This window comes from Brevibacillus sp. RS1.1 (assembly GCF_013284365.1).
GTDB lineage: Bacteria > Bacillota > Bacilli > Brevibacillales > Brevibacillaceae > Brevibacillus > Brevibacillus brevis_D.
On record NZ_JABSVA010000002.1, the window covers coordinates 263,833 to 284,022 of the forward strand.

Below are 20,190 nucleotides of genomic sequence, written 5' to 3' on the forward strand. Positions count from 1 at the left end.
ACCCCTGTCCGGTCAGACCTTATTTTTTCACTTCAACAATGCGGTCTTCTACTTTTGGATTGACAGTTTTACGCTTGACCAGACCTTCCTCCACAATGCTGTACATGGACAGGCCTGTGTTGAAGAATGGCTTTTTCAACGATTCGTAACCATCTCCACCTGCTGCCAGGAAGTCGATCGTTGCCAATTTATACGTTTTCGTCAGGTCAAGCGGCTTGTCGCCAACTTTTACTTCTACTACGCGCTCACCAGCTGGCTTGGATGGGTTGTACGTGAAGCTCATGCCGCTCACTTGCGGGAAGCGTCCTGCTCCCTCTTCTACCTTGCTCACGCCGTTTTCGAGGGCTTGCTTCAGCTCTTCGCCTGTTACTTCTACGACTGCCAGTGTATTGTTCTCGAATGGCAGGAGCGTGTACAGACCTTTTTTCGTGATATCGCCTGCTGGCAGCTGTGTACGAATTCCACCGCCGTTCGCCAGTGCTACATCTGCCTCATAGCCTTTGATGGACTTCGTGCGCTCCAGCATGATATCTGTGATCAGGTTACCAACGTTTGTTTCTTTCGTACGTACCAGTGCACGGTCACCATCGAGTGGCACTTCGGATTTCGCAATGACAACATTCATAACCGTATCGATTTTGCTCACGATTTCTTTAACCATCTTATCTACATCTGGATCAGCCACAACTGCTTCATCGTACTCTTTCAAACCGCCGCTGAATGCTACCAGTTCTTTTCCGAGGTAGTAGAGGTCAGCGCGTCCGAGAGACTTACCGTACTCCCAGTCTTGTACGATGTATGTGCCGTTTACGAGTTCAGGTTCTTTCAGCGGAGTATGGGAGTGACCACCAACGATCAGGTCAATGCCAGGAACGTTTTTCGCGATTTCACGGTCTACGTTCACGCCGATATGGGAAACAACAATCACGTGATCTGCTTCTTTTTTCAGCTCAGGTACAAGTGCTTTTGCCACTTCTACCGGGTTTTTAAATGTCAGCCCTTTTACGTTGTCAGGGTGAGTCAATACAGGTGTGTCTTCCGCTACGAAACCAACAAAGGCGAATTTCTTCCCGCCAATCTCTGCTTTGAAAACAGGTGGCAGCAATTCTTTTCCATCTGACTTAAATACGTTAGCAGAGATAACTGGATGCTCGAGCATGTCACGCAGCTTGAGCAGTTGCTCATAACCGAAGTCAAACTCGTGGTTACCTGCAGCCATTACGTTGTAGTCAAGGCTGTTGAGGATCGGAACAACAGATTCGCCTTTGAATTGGTTCACGAAAACGGTACCTTGGAAGGTATCACCAGCGTCCAAGAGCAAGAAGTTTTCGTTCTCTGCACGCCATTCCTTGAGCAAGGTTGCGATTTTAGCAAAGCCGAATTCTTTTTGGTTCTTGTCTTCTTGAATATGACCGTGTGTATCGTTGGTATGGGCAATCGTTACATGTGTGGTAGCCGCATCACCCAATGCCTGGAAAAATTCACCGCGCGTGACAGTCGCCTTGTTGTCGAGCTTCACTTTGTAGCCCAGTTTGTCAGCCATTTGTGTAAGCTTCGCAGATGTTACCGCTTGCGCAGGGTTTTTATAGTCATCTTGAGTAAGAGCACCTTTGCTCTTTGCCCAGTCAAAGTAAGGGGTAGACCAATGAGCACCTTTAGCGGCAGCTCCCACTTTTACCTCTTTCAATTTGGAGAAAACAACAGTCGCTTCTGCGAGAGTCACGGCACGATCCAAAGCAAGATCGCCATTTTGACCCGCTGATACAATTGCCTTTTTCACCATCCAGTCAACGTGCTGTACGGGATGCAAGGGTGCTGCAAATGCTGAGGAAGACATCAGCGATGCAAATACAACAGATGCAAACGCCGTCATCGTAATCCGACGTGCCTTTTTCATGATAATTTCCCCTCTCGTCTATGTATAAATAAATAGGATAACGTTTTCATTATAGCAAAATCTGCTAGGACTATGGTGTGATATTTGTTTAGTTTCTGTTTAGAAAGCTCTTGAAGGCTTCTGCCATTTTCTCTGGCGATTCAACCATGCCCATATGCCCAGCATCAGGCAACAGCACTTGTTCGACGTTATTTTTATCTACTGTAAAAGTTTTTTTAGCAGGAATGATCTGATCCTCTGTTCCTGCGACTAATAGCACAGGTAATGTCGTTTCTTGCAGCACATGATTGCGATCCACTCGATCACGCATAGCGATTAATGTTTGGACGGCTCCAACCGGGCTCGTCGCAAAGCCAATTTCTTTTGCCAGCTGGACTTCTTCTCTCATCGTGTCGATATGGGAAGGTGCGAACAGCTTCGGTACGAGGGCTTTGATAAACGGCTCCATTCCATTTTGGCGGATGTTGTCTGCGCCTTTATCCCGATTGGCTTTGGCAGCGTCGTCATCCGGATATGGCGTCGAATGGACCAAGCCAAAGCTCGCCAGTTTGTCCGCGTATTGATTTGCAAATGCCAAGGTCACATAGCCACCGAGCGAATGTCCAAACAGATGAATCTTCGCTAAACCAAGCTCCTCTACAAGCAAAGCCAGATCGTCTGCAAAGCGCTCGATCGAATACGGTTCATCAGGCGCCGAGCTGTCTCCATGACCACGCAAATCGATCGCAATGACACGATGCGTTTTAGACAAGAGCGGCACTAGCTTATGCCAGTAAGCTGAGCTCCCGCAAAAACCGTGGATCAAAACAAGCGATTCCCCCGTTCCTTCTTCTACATAGGCTATTTTGATGCCGTTACTTAGTTGGACTTCCTTTTTCATCAGTCATACTCCTTTATTGTTTGTTTACTTCTTGTCAAGAAGTGCTACTGACCCTTAGGATTGGAAAATAACCCTTGTTCCAAAGAACATGAAAGAGGTGTAGCTAGTAGATGGTATACCCAAAAACAGGTTCCGTGATCGTCAGGGACGGCAGAGAAATGACGTACACGCACATTCAGGCAAATCAGACGCCATCTCGCTCCGTCTGTTTTTTCTTTCCCGGAGCCAGCTATTCGTTCGACAGGCCGTATCTGTATTATTCTACCATGCTTTTTTTGAACAAACAGATCGATCTGGTCCATGTACATGCAAATTACGGACGAGAAAATACGGATTTATGGAATCGCTCATTCGGTGAACGAAGTGCTTGGATTAGCGAGGAGATGCAAACCGTTGTTTCACGTGTGCTGGATGTTCACGAGTATGAACGAGTTTTCTTCCTCGGGAAGTCACTCGGTACGGTGCCGATTATATGCGGATTACTCAAGGAATCTCGTTTTGCCCGATCATCAGCTATCCTGTTGACTCCATTGCTGGCTGAGGACATGTTTCATGCGGAGTTACTAAATCTTACCCAACAAGTATTCCTTGTCTCAGGTACTGCCGATCATTACTACAACCAGGATGTGGTTGATCAGCTTGCCACATCCAAACCGAACCTCCAGCTCCATCTCCCGCAAAACGCCAAGCACTCCCTTGATGTCGATCTCTGCGTCGATGATTCCCTTCAAGTGCTTCAGTCTGTCATGGGTGAACTGGCACGCTTCTTGGACAAGCAAATGGATTGACATCAAAAACAACACCTCTTGCTCGTGCAAAGTAGGTGTTGTTTACTTGTTTTTTACCGAAGCGGGATAAAAATTTCATACGCATTGTCGACGCGAGCAGACTCATGCACAGAGGGAACGTACCGCTGGTCGTAGCGCTCCATGCGAAGAGCTTGCTCGTTCACTTGATGACCATTCTCGTTGAGCCAGCCAAACAGACTGTGGTATGTGTTTTGGACCTGTTCCATCGGTCCTGTGTGAGTAAAACGAGCGTATGTCTTCGCTGGGATGGTGAACCCCACCATGCCCTCAGGGATATGCTCAAAACGCTCTACCTCCACCACAATGTACTCGGTATACATTTGGTGCGTCCGATTCTCGTCGCTGATGTCGTAGCGTACATCTGGTGAAATCACGAGAGGAATCTCATCCTGACGTTTCAAAAAAGTCTCCCATAGTTTGGGCATGTACTCGACAAGCATCGGAAAAGAACCGGAGAAGCTAAGCCCAATCAGATGTTTTTGCGGTACGTGAACAATCGTCCCTTCCATCTCTCCACCTCATTCATCGGCATTTTCCTTCGTATTTTGACAGGAGATAGGAAAATCCTGCTAAAAGTCAAAAAAAGCACCTCCCGCATCAGCAAGGAAGTGCTTTCTTCTTTTCATTCTTTATTCAAACGCTTTTTTCATCGCTTGGTAGCTTGCTTCAATCGTCCGTTCGATATCTTCATCCGTATGAGCCAAGGAAACGAACATACCCTCAAACTGGGACGGCGGGATCATGACGCCTTCCTCCAGCAGATAGCTAAAGTATGCTGAGAAACGCTCCAGATCGGATGTTTTCGCTGTTTCATAGTTGATCACCGGCGTCTCTGTGAAGAACAGGCAAACCATGGAGCCTACGCGATTGAGCGTGTGCGGAATGCCCAGCTTCTTAGCATTGTCAGCCAAGCCTTCAGCCAAACGAGCGGACATCTTCTCCAAGCGCTCGTAAGCACCTGGTTTGCTGAGCTCTTGCAAGGTAGTCAAACCAGCAGCCATCGCCAAAGGATTTCCTGACAGCGTCCCTGCCTGATAGATTGGCCCTGCTGGAGCCACTTGCTGCATGATCTCCCGTTTGCCGCCGTATGCACCTACTGGCAAGCCACCGCCGATGACTTTTCCCATCGTTGTCAAATCCGGAGTAATGCCGTACAGCTCTTGTGCACCGCCCAATGCTACACGGAAGCCAGTCATGACTTCATCGAAAATGAGCAGTGTCCCATGTTTCTCCGTAATTTCACGCAGCCCTTCGAGGAAGCCTGGCTGTGGAGGAACAACCCCCATGTTGCCGCCGATTGGCTCCACAATAACTGCTGCCAGATCATCGCCAAACGCTTCAAATGCCAGTTTGACACTTTCCAGATCATTGTAAGGAACCGTAATCGTGTTGTGTGCTGTTCCTTCTGGTACGCCTGGGCTGTCTGGAAGTCCTAATGTAGCCACACCGGAACCAGCTTTGATCAACAGGCTGTCGGCATGACCGTGGTAGCAGCCTTCGAACTTCATGATTTTGTTGCGTCGGGTATAGCCACGCGCGAGGCGCAGAGCGCTCATCGTCGCCTCTGTACCGGAGTTTACCATGCGCACGACTTCGACAGATGGCACGATCTCACAAACGAGCTTTGCCATTTCTGTTTCCCGCTCAGTCGGTGCACCAAAGCTGGTTCCAAGCGCAGCTACTTCCGTAATCGCTGCAAGGACACGCGGGTGCGCATGACCCAAGATCAACGGACCCCACGAGCCGATGTAGTCAATGTAGCTGTTTCCATCTACATCAAAAATGCGGGAGCCTTCTCCTTTTTCGATGTAAACAGGATTGCCTCCTACGCTCTTAAACGCACGAACCGGACTGTTTACTCCGCCTGGTATGTAATGCTGTGCTTCTGCAAATAACTGAGTAGATTTTTCTCTATTCATCTCGTGCTCACCTCGCCAGCCATTTTGCAACATCTTTTGCATGGTACGTAATGATCATGTCTGCACCTGCGCGTTTGAAGCCAACCAATGTTTCCATAACGATACGCTCTTCATCGATCCAGCCATTTAAAGCTGCCGCTTTTACCATGGAATACTCGGCACTCACATTGTAAGCCACGATCGGCAGGTTGAAGTTCTCACGCAGACGAAGAACCATGTCCATGAAGGCAAGACCTGGCTTGACGATCAAGAAGTCCGCGCCTTCTTTTACATCGGAAGCTGCCTCGCGCAGACCTTCACGTGCATTGGCCGCGTCCATTTGATAGCTTTTGCGATCGCCGAATTGTGGAGTGGAGCCTGCCGCATCGCGGAACGGCCCGTAGAAGGCAGAAGCATACTTCACCGCATAGGACATGATCGGAATGTGCTCAAAACCAGCCTCGTCCAAAGCTTCACGGATTGCAATCACGAAACCGTCCATCATATTGGAAGGTGCAATAATATCTGCTCCAGCTTTTGCTTGGGAAACGGCAGTCTGCCCCAAAAGCTTCAAGGTTTCATCATTCACAACTTCGCCTTCGTGAATGACACCACAGTGACCATGGTCGGTGTATTCACACAGGCATGTATCTGCAATCACGATCATTTCCGGATGGGCTTCCTTGATCAGACGCATCGCCTGCTGGGTAATCGCATCATCATTGTACGCCTCTGTTCCGCATGCGTCTTTATGTGTTGGTACCCCAAACATCAGAACAGCTTGAATTCCCAGAGCTACGATTTCCTTCATCTCTTCGGCCAGTGTGTCCAAGGAGAGCTGATACACGCCTGGCATGGACGGAATCTCGTTCTTAATACCGGTTCCTTCCACTACGAACAACGGGTAAATCAAGTCTTCCACCCGTACGTGGTTCTCCCGCACCAGATTGCGCATAGCCGCGCTTTTGCGAAGGCGGCGATGACGGTCAAATGTTTGTGCCATGTCGATTCCCTCCCAGATTCTCTATGATAGCTGCTAGTAATCCTTCCACGGTGTACTCACTTGCTACTGCATGAACAGAAAGTCCGTTTTGCTTTGCTGTATCTGCCGTTATCGGTCCGATACAGGCTATCTGAACGTGCTTAAGCCAGTCTAACGATGCATAGGGCTCCATCGTTGCCATGAAATGCGTCACCGTTGAAGAGCTGGTAAACAAGATGATATCAATGAGACCTTGCTGTAGCTTTTCCGCTGCTTCTGGAGCGTGCTCTGCATCAATAACAGTGTGATACACGTCTACCTCTGTCACAGCAAGCCCCAAGCGAGCCAACTCCTTTGGCAATGCCTTGCGCGCAATATCTGCACGAGGCAGCAGAACGCGCTGACCAGGGTGCAACTGATCATACAAGCTCGACAGCAAGCCCTCCGCGACGTAATCAGACGGGATGACAGCTACTTCGAGCCCGTGATGCTCAAGCGCCTTGGCCGTCTTCGGACCGACCGCAGCAATTTTGCCAGTGAACCCTTCAAGGCCAACCCCGACCTCGCGCATGCGCTCCAAGAAGAAGCGCACGCCATTCACACTCGTGAAGACCACCCAGTCGAATGCTGGCAACTGGGTGATGGCTTCGTCGAGCTTGGCAGTGTCCGTCGGCGGCATCATTTTTAGCAGGGGAAAAGCGTATGCTTCTCCACCCAACCGCTCGATCTGTTCAACGAGCTCGCGAACTTGACTTCTTGCCCGGGTGACCATGATGCACTTGCCAGTCAGCGGCTTGTGCGATCCGTGGACAATCATTGCTCATTCTCCCGCAATACTTCCGCAAGTACGTCTCCCGCTCCTTGCGCCAGAAGTGCTTCTGCTACTTGAATGCCCAGCGTTAACGGATCCTGGCCAGTCGCCGTGTTTTTGAACATTTGCTTCCCATCTGGGGAGCCAACCATTCCGGTCAACGTAATTTCATTGTTCTCTCCAACTGTCGCATATGCGCCAATCGGCACCTGACAGCCCCCTTGGAGCTTGTGCAAGAAGCTCCGCTCTGCCGTTACCGCCAAACGCGTCGGTGCGTCATCAAACTGCTTCAAGAGAGCGAGTGTCTCCTCATCGTCTGCTCGGCATTCGATGGCAAGCGCACCTTGACCGACTGCTGGCAAGCTGATTTCAACAGGCAGGAACTGTGAGATTTCCCCTTCAAAATTCACGCGCTCAAGTCCAGCCGCAGCAAGGATGATCGCATCAAAATTTCCTTCCGCAAGCTTGCGCATGCGTGTATCAATATTTCCACGCAAAGATTCGATTTGAATATCAGGGCGATAGGCGAGAATCTGTGAAGAACGGCGCAAGCTACTGGTCCCTACCAAAGCGCCTTGTGGTAATTCATCCAACGTCTTGCCGTCCTTGGAAAGCAGGACATCTCGAGGATCAACACGCTTCGGAATCGCGCCGATTACCAAGCCCTCTGGCAATTCAGCAGGCATATCCTTCAAGCTGTGTACCGCAAAATCGGTTTCCTTATCGAACAAGGATTGCTCGATTTCTTTGACAAACAATCCTTTTCCGCCAACTTTGGACAAGGTCACATCGAGGATTCGATCGCCTTTCGTCACGATTTCATGCAATTCAAAATCAGCCTCAGGTGCGAACCCCTTCAGTTTATCAACGACCCAATTCGTTTGAGTGAGCGCCAATTTGCTGCGACGCGTTCCCACTTTCCATTTTCCCATGACAGCCTCCTTATGAACAGCTCCTACCACCAGTCGTGAAATGTAGAAGTAGTGAAGCCTAAAAAATTGATAAGCAGTAACAAAAACGCCACGACGTTCCACTGCGCGAGTCTGCGCATCTGCATCGTATCCCGATAGCGCTGGTACAGCCACAGCGAATAAATCGCAACGACCAGCACGGAGAGCACTACTTTTGAATCTAGCAGAAATTTCTCCGGCAAAACCATTTTACCCCAAATGATCCCTAATACAATCGAGAGCAAGAGCATTGGTACACCCAGCATGTTCATTCGGTACGCGTAGCCTTCCAATTGATCGAGGCTAGGCAAACGCCTGAGCAACGGTGACCACCGTCTTCCCTTGAGCATTTTGTGCTGGAGCAAGTACATGGCCGAGAAAATCATCGAGAGCGAGAACGCCCCGTAGCTGAACATGGCCAGTGTCACATGCGTCAACAATAGTTCAGAGGTCAAAATGCTCGATACAGCCTCAATCGGCGTTTCCGGTAAAAACATCGACATAACGAGCACGACAAACCCGATAATATTGGTAAAAAAAACCAGCAAATCAATCCGAAAAAAATAGTGAATGGCAAGCGACAAGCCTACCAGCACCCATGAATAAAAAAAGAGTGTCTCAAACAGCGTAATGACTGGAAAATACCCCTTCATGACTGCTTGCGAGACAAAAAATGCGGTTTGCAAGGCCCAAACGACAACAAGCAACCCGAAAGCCAGACGATTGACTTTCCGGTTGCTTTGCAAGAAGTCGTTAAAATAGAAGAGAACACTTGCAGCGTAGAGAAAGATCGTCAAGTCGTAGATCCATCTCACCTCGGCCATGCACTCTCTCCCCCACTTTCCCAATCGGTTTCTAACAGTGCGTGTTCAAAAAGTCGGCTTGTATTAGCTTTCTGAGCTACTTCGTGATCAAAAGACGACTTTTTGAACAACCTCTAGTAGCAGATAGATTGTCAGGTCAGGTCAGCTTAGTCAGGGAACCGGGAAACCAATACTTGCTCCCGAGAAGAAGATGTCTGTTTATTTTTATCGTTAGCCCAGATTGCTTCCTGTTCTTTTCGCTCCAGGATCTCCTCCAACGCAAACATTTTCTCGAAAATATCCAGTACTTCTTCCCCATCTTTGGTAGCTGCCATTTCTTTTAAACGTACGACCGGATCGTGCAACAGTTGATTGACAATGCCCTTGGTTGTCTTGCGGATGATGTGCATCTCCCGCTCAGACAAGTTTGGCAGCTTGTTTTCGATTTTTCGCATCGCTTCGCTTTGGATCGTGTTTGCCTTGTCACGCAGTGCAGCGATCAGTGGTGCTACGCCAAGCGTTTGGTACCAAGTCGTGAATGCCACGATCTCTTCTTGAATCATGACATCCAGACGTTCCGCTTCACGAGAACGTTCCGCAACATTACTCGCAACGATGCCTTCCAGATCGTCAATATCATATAAAAATACGTTATCAAGATCATGCAAGTCAGGATTCAGATCGCGAGGAACTGCGATATCCACCATGAACAACGGACGATGCTTTCGTTGTTTCATGATCGGAGCCAGTTCTTTTTTACCGAGGACATAACCTGTCGCTCCGGTCGAGCTGATGACGATGTCTGCTGTGAGCAGTGCCTCAGGCAGCTGCTCCATCGTACAGGAGTCACCCTTGAACTTCTCTGCCAAAAGCTGCGCTCGCTCCAATGTACGATTGGCAACCATGACGCGTTCCGATCCATTTGCGTGCAGATGCTTGGCGGTCAGCTCGCTCATTTTGCCCGCTCCGACGATCAGGACAGACTTCCCTGCAAAGGAACCGAAGATCTTTTTCCCCAGTTCGACAGCAGCGTAGCTAACAGAAACCGCATTTTGTCCAATCGCTGTCTCTGTATGGGCACGCTTGGCAAACGTGATCGCTTGCTTGAACAAGGTGTTGAAGACAGTCCCTGTCGTTTGATGCTCCTGCCCCAACAGGAACGCATCCCGGACTTGTCCGAGGATTTGTGTTTCTCCCATTACCATCGAATCAAGACCGGAAGAGACGCGGAACAAGTGCTCGATTGCCTGTTCGTTCTCTTTTATATAGAGATGATCCTTAAATTGTTCTTTCTCCACGCCGAACCATTCAGCCAAAAAACGGCGGGTATAGTCTCGGCCTATATTTGCCTGGTCGCAAACGACGTAAATTTCCGTCCGGTTGCACGTCCCCAGGATGATACATTCTGCGATACTCTTCGTCTGGGAGAGTAGATGAAGAGCGCGTGCTGTCCCATCGTCGCTGAATGTAAACTTTTCGCGAATTTCGACAGGAGCTGTTTTATAGTTTAAACCCAGCAAAAGAATATCCATAATGTCCTCCCAGAATAACAAACCTGTTAGCGGCATATGTAAAATGCACTATTATTATATCATTATGTCCCGAATCGGATAGGAGTAATTGTGAAAAGTTTTTTAACGGAGCGCACTTTGCGTTTATCCTATATAATCCGCTTGCGTTCCTTCCGGGAATCCCTTATGATGTCGCCTATACATGAAAACCGAAGAAAAATTGTGAAAATGTCAGAAAGGAGAGGAAAGAAGCTTTGAGAAAACCTTGGATGGCAGATATAACGCTGCTCCTCGTCGCAGTTATCTGGGGAACTACGTTTTTGATCGTACAGCAGGCAATCGCATCGCTGCCTCCCAATACGTTTAACGCTGTTCGTTTTACCATTGCTGCGCTATTTTTATTGATCATCTATTTCATCCGCAATCGTCATCGTGGGCAAACCTCTGAATGGAGAGGGCCACTGCTTCGTGCAGGCGTCATTCTCGGCTTTTGGCTCTGTCTGGGATACGCCTTACAGACCGTAGGACTATTGTATACTTCGCCGTCCAAAGCTGGCTTTATCACTGGATTAGCCGTCGTATTGGTGCCGCTCTTCTCGTTTTTGCTCTTGCGTGAGCGCGTCAAGCCTTTCGCTATCTTCGGTGTGATTCTGGCAGCATTCGGCTTGTATTTGCTAACGCAGAACCAGTCATTCTTCTTTAATCTCGGTGATGCTCTGATCTTCGTCGCTGCCATCTGCTTCGCCATGCAAATCGTCTTTACCGGTAAATACGCACCTCGTTTTGCAGCATTGCCCCTTGCCATCACGCAATTAGGCACAGTAGCTGTAATGAGCTGGCTGTACGCCTTTTTCTTTGAGGATTGGAGTCGTGCTTTTGATCCGGCGATTTTGTTCATACCCGAGGTGGCCTTTGGTTTGATCGTCACTTCTATTTTCGCCACGGCACTGGCCTTTCTCGCGCAAACGGCCTTGCAAAAGCAAACCAGCTCGACGCGGGTCGCTCTCATTTTCGCTTTGGAGCCCGTATTTGCTGCAGTCACCTCCTACGTCTTTATTTATGAAATATTAAGTGGAAGACAGTTAACCGGATGTCTCCTGATTTTCACCGGCATGATTCTCGCTGAGCTGCCGATTCAAGAATGGGTGCGGAATTTCCGTCAGAGAAAGCCAAATGACGGTCGTGAATCCGCCTGATGCGAAAAGCAAAAAAGTTCCTTCTCCCCTGCGGGATTAGGAACTTTTTTTATGAGCTCTTCTTAACCTCTAGCATTACGGCATCCACAAAAAGCTGCATAACGGGTCCACACACTTCTTGCGGGTAACGCTCCGTTCGTTTGAGCCACTGTTTGAGGCGGAGCAAGTGATAGACTGCTTGTGGCATTCGCCCTCTTGTCCCATGATCGATGAGAGCGACTGCCGACAGACCGACTTTGGTCCACAGATGGAACTTCTCCACCCACGGCCTCGTTTCTGCTGCAAGCTTCTCATTCGCCATCCCTGCCAACAGCTTGTTTGCCGCCGCCTCCATCTTCTGAAAAAGAGCCGTCAAGTCCGCAATGGCCTTTTGTCGATCTCCTTCCAAGAAATGAAAGCGGAAGGTCAGGATCGCTTCTAGCAATAGCGGCGATTCCACCTCGCATAAAAACGAGCTTTGCACGTTATTCGCAAAGGTGAAGAAAGCATCCGCATCCTTTTGTCCCGCTACTTCCTCGACAGCTTGTTTCCATACCGTCTCAGGGTCGTAGCCGATCGGATCTCGCAAATAGGCTGCCGTCGTAATCAAAGGAATCTTCGAGCATTCTGGTCTAGACATCGCATTCGCCACATAGCCTGCTGCGTATTGCCAAAGGTCAGGGTCACGGTGACGCAATGGACCGATATGTAGTTCGTTCGCCATGGCCAAATCATTCACCGGGTAGTTGTCCCAATAAAATGGCTGATGACCGGTGTACTCTTGAAAGCGAATCGCATCACCGTCCGTCAGGTAAGGCGAGCAGACGAATCGTCCCGTCCAGAACAAATCGATTTCTGGAGGTAAATGCTTGCCGAGGTACATGATATACGCTTCTTTTCCTATCCCGTTGTATTGTGTAGGACAGACAACCAGCTTGACTGGATCGCCCCAGCTGCGTATCAAATCCCACACATAAAGCGTCGTATGGGCATGCGCCTCCGCCAAATGGGCAAACTCGGCTACATCTTTCTCATGCAACAGGTGCATGGGGATATCATCGAACAATAGCGCAAAATAACGCACACCGCGATCATACAAATCCCGATACTTCTTACCTAACAGCTCCAAGTGCTGACGATTCGTATATTCCATGCTAAGTCCGGGACCCAGACAATAAATAAACTGCATGTTGTGAGTCTTTGCCCGCTGGATCAGCTCATCTAACTGTTGATTGGCTTTCACAGGAAGCGGCTTCATCCAGCGTTCCCTCAGATACTCGTCATCTTTGGGAGCGTAGAAATACGCGTTGTAATCATATCGGTGTAAAAAGTCGATCATATCCAGCCGCTCTTCATGTGTCCAAGGTGTTCCATAGAAGCCTTCGATCACACCACGTACAGCAAAGCAAGCACTCCCGCTCACTTAGATGCTCCCTTCCCCACGACGAATTGGGTCTAAGAATTACTCACTGGCTGGAGCAATCTCTTCTGCCCTGGCAGCCGTCTCCCTTGCCATTTCCTCACCAGCACGGATACGACGCATGATTTCTGCCCACAGCTCATCCTTGCCTTGACCTGTCTCCGAGGAAAATACAATGATCGTATCATCCCCGCGCAAATTCAGGCTTTGACGGATGATCTTTGTATGCTGTAGCCAACGCCCGCGAGCGATTTTATCACCTTTCGTCGCTACGACTACGGTAGGGAGCCCGATTTGCTTGCACCAATCGTACATCGCAATATCGTCTTTACTCGGAGCATGGCGAATATCGACCAGTTGAATAATGAAGCGAAGCTCATTCCGGTTTTTCAAATAACCCTCGATCATTTTTCCCCATTGTTCCTTGATCGTCTTCGCTACCTTTGCATACCCATAACCCGGGAAGTCAACGAAGTAGAGCATTTGATTGACACGGAAATAGTTCAATGTCTGGGTTTTACCCGGACGAGAACTAATCCGGGCAAGCCCTTTGCGGTTCATCATTTTATTGAGCAATGATGATTTTCCTACGTTAGAGCGTCCTACCAACGCGATCTCATGGAGGCCATCTGTCGGATACTGCTTCGGTCCAACCGCACTGATAATAAACTCTGATGATGTTACTTTCATGCTTTGTCACCTACTGGCTGTTTAGTTAGCGCGTGACGCAGCACTTCATCTAAATGGTCAACTGGATAGAATGTCAGTTCACCGCGTACGCTCTCCGGGATATCCTCGATATCCTTCTCGTTGTCTTTTGGCAAAATGATCGTGGTTAAACCTGCACGGTGAGCGGACATGCACTTTTCTTTCAGTCCGCCAATCGGCAGTACCCGACCTCGCAAGGTAATCTCCCCGGTCATCCCCACCTCTTTTTTCACAGGGATTTTCGTGAGAGCGGATACGAGTGCGGTTGCCATCGTAATCCCAGCAGACGGACCGTCTTTTGGAATCGCCCCTTCCGGAAAGTGGATGTGGATGTCGTTCTTCTCGTGGAAGGCAGGATCGATTCCCCACTGTTCTGCACGGGAGCGAATATAGCTGAATGCAGCCTGCGCAGATTCCTTCATGACGTCACCCAGTTTCCCTGTTAGGGTGAGCTTTCCTTTTCCAGGCAAAATGCTGACTTCTACATTCAGCGTATCTCCGCCTGCTTGTGTCCAAGCCAGACCCGTAACGGAGCCGACTTGATCTTTTATCTCCGCCAGACCGTAGCGGTAGCGCGGTTTGCCGAGCAGCGTCTCCAACGTTTTGACCGTAACCACGACACGCTTTTTCTCACCGCCCACAATCAGCTTGGCAGCTTTGCGGCATACGTTTGCTGCTTCGCGATTGAGGTTGCGAACTCCCGCTTCCCGCGTGTACAAACGAACGAGCTTCAGCATCGCATCGTCGTTCATCTTCAGCTTATCTTTGCCCAGACCGTGATCCTGCATTTGCTTCGGCAAGAGGTAATCACGCAAAATGTTCAGCTTTTCCAGTTCGGTATAGCTGGAAATCGAGATGACCTCCATCCGGTCCAAGAGCGGACGCGGAATCGTATCGAGACTGTTTGCGGTCGTAATAAACATGACGTTCGTCAAATCATAGGTCTCTTCGATATAGTGATCACTGAATTTATCATTTTGGTTTGGATCTAGCACTTCAAGTAGGGCAGACGCAGGGTCTCCGCGGAAATCGGACGCGAGCTTGTCGATCTCATCCAGCAAAAAGACAGGATTAACCGTGCCAGCTTGCTTCATTCCTTGGATGATTCGTCCTGGGAGAGCTCCTACATACGTACGGCGGTGACCGCGAATTTCTGCTTCATCGCGCACTCCCCCCAAGGAAATGCGAACGAATTCACGCCCGATTGCACGTGCTACAGAACGGGCCAAAGATGTTTTCCCGACACCCGGAGGACCAACCAGACAAAGGATCGGTCCACGCATGGAGTTTACCAGCTTTTGTACTGCCAAATACTCCAAGACGCGCTCTTTTGGTTTATCCAAGCCGTAATGATCTTCATCGAGAACTTGCTGTGCATGATGAATATCCAGATTGTCTTCTGTCGCCTTCGTCCACGGTAGCGCAAGCAAGGTATCGATATATGTGCGAATGACTGAGCCTTCCGCAGAAGTCGCCGGCATCTTTTCCAGACGCTCGAGCTCCTTCTCGATCTTCGCTTTGATCCGTTCAGGAGCGTCCGATTTTTCGAGCTGAGCACGTAGTTCATCTACTTCACCTTGGCGGCCATCCTTGTCGCCCAGCTCTTTTTGGATAGCTTTCATTTGCTCACGCAGGTAGTATTCCTTTTGCGTGCGCTCCATCTGTTTCTTCACGCGGTTGCCAATCTTGCGCTCCAGCTCAAGTACCTCGCGCTCGTTGTTCAAAATGGTCAAAAGAATTTCGAGACGTTCCTTGATGTTGGTCGTCTCCAGAATTTCTTGTTTGTCCTTCATCTTGAGCGGCAGATGGGAAGCAATGACATCGGCCAAACGTCCTGGTTCCTCAATATCCTGCACAGAGGTCAGTGCCTCTGGAGAAACCTTTTTGGACAGCTTGATGTACTGCTCAAAATGACCCAGCAAGGAACGCATTAAAGCTTCCACTTCATTTTTCTCTGTCTTTTCATCTTGCAAATATGTAATCGACACGACGAAATAATCTTCCTGCTGAAGATACTCCTCGATCTTCGCGCGTTGCAAGCCTTCTACCAAAACACGGATTGTCCCATTTGGCAGCTTCAGCATTTGTTTCACACGCGCAACGGTACCAATCCTGTAAATTTGCTCAGCATCTGGCTCTTCTATGTGGACCTCTTCTTGTGTCGCAAGCAAAATCTTGTTATCGTCTACCATGGCTTGCTCCAATGCGCGGATGGACTTTTCCCGTCCAACGTCCAAATGGAGTACCATTGTCGGATAAACAAGCAATCCTCGCAACGGGAGAAGCGGTAATTCTCGTTTACCGGAACGTTCGCCCAAGCGGATGCACCTCTCCTTGTTGATCTACCCTCTTACAAAGAGCCTTATAACAGACAAAAACGGCCCTCAAAGCCGTTTTTTAAACGCCCACCCGGCCCCAAAAAACGAGACAAAAAAGATCATACACAATCATTTTTTGTGGAGCTCGTTTCAGGCCGGGCAAGGCCTCTGGCTCTTTGCAAGCAGAAGCTTTTTTCCATTGTAGCGCAAACACAATCCGATGTCTAATTTGCGAGCATACCCGACTGTTACAGGGATAGCGGAGAGGAAGCGAGATCCTCTTCTGGGATTTGCAAAGTAAATCCCGTCGCCTCCTCTTCTTGCATGGTAGCTTGCGGTACAGCTAGCTCGATTACTTCAGAGACTGTAGACACCGGAATGACTTCGATCCCATTCATGTCCACAAAAATACTTTGCCAGTTTTCCTGTGGAATGAGGACTCTAGTCGCTCCCGCCTGTTTGGCAGCTTCCACCTTTGCCACTACACCCCCAACTGGCTTTACCTTCCCATGTATACTCACTTCGCCAGTCATCGCCAGTAAATTATCGACAGGCTGATTCACAATCGCCGAGTAGATCGCAGTGGCAATGGTAATGCCCGCAGAAGGCCCATCGACAGGGATGCCTCCCGGAAAATTGATATGCAGATCATAATCATACGGACGGACGCCCATTCTGCTCAAGACAGTCAAAACGTTTTCGATCGAGCCTTTTGCCATCGACTTTCGGCGAATCGTCCGGCTACGGCTGCCCATTTCCTCTTCCTCTGCCATTCCTGTCATCGCCATTCGACCTTGACCAGGAACAGCTGCGGGTGATGCCGTCACTTCAAGCTCCATCACACTGCCCATGTTCGGACCGTACACAGCAAGACCGTTGACCAAACCGACCTGAGGTGTATCATGCACTTGTTTTTCGGGGCGAGGCGATTTTTGACTGCTGTGCATTACCCATTCCACATCGGCAGCCTGGATGTCTTGGCGTTCTTCCGTCAAGGCAATTCCCGCGGCGATTTGCAAGGTATTGATCGCTTCACGTCCATTGGTCGCGTAGCGCTCGATCACAGAAACAGCGCTATCTTCTATATTCATATTCATTTTAGGCACGGCTGTACGCACGATACACCCAATTTCCCCAGCCTTTAATGGACGGAAAAAGATTTCCAGGCAACGGGAACGAAGCGCAGCAGGCAGTTCTTCTGGCAGCCTCGTCGTCGCTCCAACCAGACGAAAGTCGGCGGGCAAACCGTATTTGAAAACGTCATGAATATGCGAAGGAATTTGGGTGTTTTCCTCGCTGTAGTAAGCACTCTCCAGCATGACTTTACGGTCTTCGAGAACCTTTAGTAACTTATTCATCTGAATAGGATGAAGTTCCCCGATTTCATCAAGAAAAAGCATACCACCGTGCGCTTTTGTTACAGCACCTGGCTTTGGCTGCGGAATCCCTGCCTGCCCAAGCGAGCCTGCCCCTTGATAAATCGGATCATGTACGGAGCCGATTAACGGGTCAGCAATCCCACGCTCATCAAACCGCGCAATCGTCGCATCGATTTCAATAAACTTGGCATCAGAAGAAAACGGCGATAGCTGATTTTTCTTCGCTTCTTCCAGTACGACCCTAGCCGCTGCGGTCTTGCCTACACCTGGTGGTCCATAAATAATGACATGCTGCGGGTTGGGACCGCACAAAGCGGCACGCAACGCACGAAGCCCATCTTCTTGTCCTACAATTTCTTCCAAAGTGGCCGGTCTTGTTCTCTCTGATAGAGGTTCTGTCAACGCAACCATTCTCATTTTCCGAATGGAATCAAGATCCTTGCGCGATTCCTTTTCGGTTGAGGTTTTCGTGTTTCTCTGCGCTCGCAGCAAGTTCCAAAAGTAGGTGCCGATCACGATACCAACAACCACTTCAATGACAGCAATGACCAATGTCGTATAGTCCATATGCAGTCCCTCCCATGCGTCTTCGCTTGCGGTCAACTTTTGTCCTCCGAAGAGAGAGGAACACGTTCATGACCGTTTTGTGCATATGTAAAGCTTCTCTTGAACGATATCAAGTAGTATTGCCCCGCAAGCGTAGACGTAAACCACCAACAAAAAAACCACCTCGCAGATAACGAGATGGTTTTTGTAGACAATGCTTAGGCTGTTTCTTCGTGCAATTCCTGTCCTTCTTTGGTCAACAGTTGCGGCTTCACTTTGTCGCGTACCGTTTCTTCGGTAATGACACACTTGTTGACGTCTTCTCTGGAAGGAAGCTCATACATCATATCGAGCATGATTTGTTCGATAATCGCACGCAGTCCGCGAGCACCAGTGTTGCGCTTAATCGCTTCTTTGGCGATTTGCAGCAGCGCACCGTTATCGAACTCCAGCTCAACACCGTCGAGACTCAGCAGTTTTTGGTACTGTTTCACCAAAGAGTTTTTCGGCTCTGTCAGGATACGAACGAGCGTCTCCTCATCCAGCGGCTCCAAAGTAGCCAGCACTGGCAAACGACCAACGAACTCCGGAATCAGACCAAATTTCAGCAGGTCTTCCGGCAAAATGTATTTCAGGTATTCTCCGGCTTTCAGATCGCCTTTTACGCCATCGCCGAAGTCTGCACCGAAACCGATGACTTTTTTACCCAAACGACGCTTGATAATCTGCTCGACGCCATCAAATGCACCACCGCAGATGAACAAAATGTTCGACGTGTCGATTTGGATGAACTCTTGGTGAGGATGCTTGCGTCCGCCTTGTGGTGGAACACTCGCAACCGTACCTTCCAAAATTTTCAAGAGCGCTTGCTGAACGCCTTCACCAGATACATCACGCGTGATGGATGGGTTTTCCGATTTGCGGGCTACCTTATCAATCTCGTCGATGTAAATGATTCCTTTTTCAGCCTTCTCCACATCATAGTCAGCAGCTTGAATGAGCTTGAGCAAGATGTTTTCAACGTCTTCGCCCACATAGCCTGCTTCTGTCAGAGAAGTTGCGTCCGCAATCGCGAAAGGTACATTCAGAATGCGCGCCAATGTTTGCGCGAGCAACGTTTTCCCGCTACCAGTCGGACCGATCAGCATGATGTTGGATTTTTGCAGCTCCACATCCTCGATCTTCGCCCCGGAATTAATCCGTTTGTAGTGGTTGTACACCGCTACAGACAAGGATTTCTTCGCCATATCTTGACCGATAACATAGTCGTCCAAGATTTTGCGAATTTCCACTGGCTTTGGAATTTCTTTCATATCGATTTCTTCTTCAGTGCCCAGTTCTTCCTGTACAATTTCATTGCACAGTTCGATACATTCGTCACAAATGTAAACACCAGGACCAGCTACCAGCTTGCGCACCTGTTCCTGGGACTTGCCGCAGAAGGAACACTTCAGTTGGCCTTTGTCGTCGTTAAACTTAAACATGCGCTTCACCTCACAACGGGTCAGTTTTTGCGTTCGATAATAGAGTCAATCAATCCGTAGGCCTTTGCTTCTTCTGCACTCATGAAATTGTCGCGGTCTGTATCTTGCTCTACGCGTTCATAAGGCTGACCTGTCCGCTCAGACAAAATCTCATTCAGCTGGCGCTTCGTTTTCATAATCCATTCCGCATGAATGCGGATGTCTTCTGCTTGCCCACGCACACCGCCGAGCGGTTGGTGAATCATCACCTCGGCGTTTGGCAGAGCAAAGCGCTTGCCTTTTGCACCAGCAGCCAACAGGAAAGCACCCATACTGGCAGCCATGCCCACACAAATCGTGGACACATCCGGTTTGATGTACTGCATGGTGTCATAGATGGCCATTCCTGCTGTAACAGAGCCACCTGGAGAGTTTATGTATAGCGATATGTCTTTGTCCGGATCTTCTGCCTGCAAGAATAGCAGCTGAGCGACAACCAGATTGGCGATTTCATCATCAATCTCGGTGCCCAAGAGAATAATCCGGTCTTTCAGGAGGCGCGAGTAAATATCGTAGGAACGCTCTCCCCTGCTTGTTTGCTCGATGACCATAGGGATTAACATTATGTATTTTCCTCCTT

At 49.2% G+C, this 20,190-nt stretch carries 17 protein-coding genes; 2 read left to right on the forward strand and 15 right to left on the reverse strand.

Going from position 1 to position 20,190, the window contains the following annotated elements; translation table 11 throughout:
- Nucleotides 1-19 precede the first annotated feature (19 nt).
- On the reverse strand, nt 20-1,897 hold the full coding sequence (locus HP570_RS06890; protein ID WP_142495658.1) for a bifunctional metallophosphatase/5'-nucleotidase: 1,878 nt from the start codon (nt 1,895-1,897) through the stop codon (nt 20-22).
- 88 nt (nt 1,898-1,985) lie between these two features.
- Nucleotides 1,986-2,777 (reverse strand): alpha/beta fold hydrolase, encoded by a 792-nt coding sequence (locus HP570_RS06895; RefSeq protein WP_173625262.1) that lies wholly within the window; start codon nt 2,775-2,777, stop codon nt 1,986-1,988.
- 110 nt (nt 2,778-2,887) lie between these two features.
- On the opposite strand from HP570_RS06895, the gene HP570_RS06900 reads away from it, so the two are divergent.
- Nucleotides 2,888-3,565, forward strand: a complete 678-nt coding sequence (locus HP570_RS06900; RefSeq protein WP_173625263.1) for an alpha/beta family hydrolase — start codon at nt 2,888-2,890, stop codon at nt 3,563-3,565.
- A 53-nt stretch (nt 3,566-3,618) separates the two neighbouring features.
- On the opposite strand, the gene HP570_RS06905 is transcribed toward HP570_RS06900, so the two are convergent.
- The 7 genes from HP570_RS06905 to hemA form a co-directional block, all read right to left on the reverse strand.
- Nucleotides 3,619-4,095: a GyrI-like domain-containing protein gene (locus tag HP570_RS06905; RefSeq protein WP_173625264.1), complete on the reverse strand. Its 477-nt coding sequence runs from the start codon at nt 4,093-4,095 to the stop codon at nt 3,619-3,621.
- Nucleotides 4,096-4,215: 120 nt separating this feature from the next.
- On the reverse strand, nt 4,216-5,505 hold the full coding sequence (hemL, locus tag HP570_RS06910) for a glutamate-1-semialdehyde 2,1-aminomutase (protein WP_142495654.1): 1,290 nt from the start codon (nt 5,503-5,505) through the stop codon (nt 4,216-4,218).
- Between the two features lie 7 nt (nt 5,506-5,512).
- Nucleotides 5,513-6,487: a porphobilinogen synthase gene (hemB, locus tag HP570_RS06915; RefSeq protein WP_064200736.1), complete on the reverse strand. Its 975-nt coding sequence runs from the start codon at nt 6,485-6,487 to the stop codon at nt 5,513-5,515.
- Nucleotides 6,471-7,283, reverse strand: a complete 813-nt coding sequence (locus HP570_RS06920; RefSeq protein WP_173625265.1) for a uroporphyrinogen-III synthase — start codon at nt 7,281-7,283, stop codon at nt 6,471-6,473. Before HP570_RS06920 ends, hemB begins: the two co-directional genes overlap by 17 nt.
- Entirely contained in the window at nt 7,280-8,209 is a 930-nt protein-coding gene (gene hemC / locus HP570_RS06925; RefSeq protein WP_173625266.1) for a hydroxymethylbilane synthase, read from the reverse strand. The genes HP570_RS06920 and hemC overlap by 4 nt, the downstream gene beginning before the upstream one ends.
- Before the next feature lie 23 nt (nt 8,210-8,232).
- Nucleotides 8,233-9,051, reverse strand: a complete 819-nt coding sequence (locus HP570_RS06930; protein WP_012685522.1) for a cytochrome C assembly family protein — start codon at nt 9,049-9,051, stop codon at nt 8,233-8,235.
- A 146-nt stretch (nt 9,052-9,197) separates the two neighbouring features.
- A complete protein-coding gene (hemA, locus tag HP570_RS06935; protein WP_012685521.1) occupies nt 9,198-10,562 on the reverse strand; it encodes a glutamyl-tRNA reductase in 1,365 nt (454 codons plus the stop codon).
- 233 nt (nt 10,563-10,795) lie between these two features.
- On the opposite strand from hemA, the gene HP570_RS06940 reads away from it, so the two are divergent.
- On the forward strand, nt 10,796-11,737 hold the full coding sequence (locus HP570_RS06940) for a DMT family transporter (protein WP_305852623.1): 942 nt from the start codon (nt 10,796-10,798) through the stop codon (nt 11,735-11,737).
- Nucleotides 11,738-11,786: 49 nt separating this feature from the next.
- Here the strand turns inward: HP570_RS06940 and HP570_RS06945 are convergent, their stop codons facing one another.
- From HP570_RS06945 to clpP, 6 genes are all read right to left on the reverse strand, one after another.
- A complete protein-coding gene (locus HP570_RS06945) occupies nt 11,787-13,139 on the reverse strand; it encodes a protein O-GlcNAcase (RefSeq protein WP_173625267.1) in 1,353 nt (450 codons plus the stop codon).
- Nucleotides 13,140-13,178: 39 nt separating this feature from the next.
- Nucleotides 13,179-13,826, reverse strand: a complete 648-nt coding sequence (gene yihA / locus HP570_RS06950; protein ID WP_012685518.1) for a ribosome biogenesis GTP-binding protein YihA/YsxC — start codon at nt 13,824-13,826, stop codon at nt 13,179-13,181.
- Nucleotides 13,823-16,162, reverse strand: coding sequence for an endopeptidase La (gene lon, locus HP570_RS06955; RefSeq protein ID WP_173625268.1), 2,340 nt, complete (start codon nt 16,160-16,162; stop codon nt 13,823-13,825). Before lon ends, yihA begins: the two co-directional genes overlap by 4 nt.
- Nucleotides 16,163-16,410: 248 nt before the next feature.
- The gene (gene lonB / locus HP570_RS06960; RefSeq protein ID WP_173625269.1) at nt 16,411-18,108 is read right to left on the reverse strand and encodes an ATP-dependent protease LonB; all 1,698 of its coding nucleotides are present in this window, start codon (nt 18,106-18,108) and stop codon (nt 16,411-16,413) included.
- A 197-nt stretch (nt 18,109-18,305) separates the two neighbouring features.
- The gene (clpX, locus tag HP570_RS06965; RefSeq protein WP_012685515.1) at nt 18,306-19,571 is read right to left on the reverse strand and encodes an ATP-dependent protease ATP-binding subunit ClpX; all 1,266 of its coding nucleotides are present in this window, start codon (nt 19,569-19,571) and stop codon (nt 18,306-18,308) included.
- Nucleotides 19,572-19,591: 20 nt separating this feature from the next.
- On the reverse strand, nt 19,592-20,173 hold the full coding sequence (gene clpP, locus HP570_RS06970) for an ATP-dependent Clp endopeptidase proteolytic subunit ClpP (protein WP_007722241.1): 582 nt from the start codon (nt 20,171-20,173) through the stop codon (nt 19,592-19,594).
- Between the last annotated feature and the right edge of the window lie 17 nt (nt 20,174-20,190).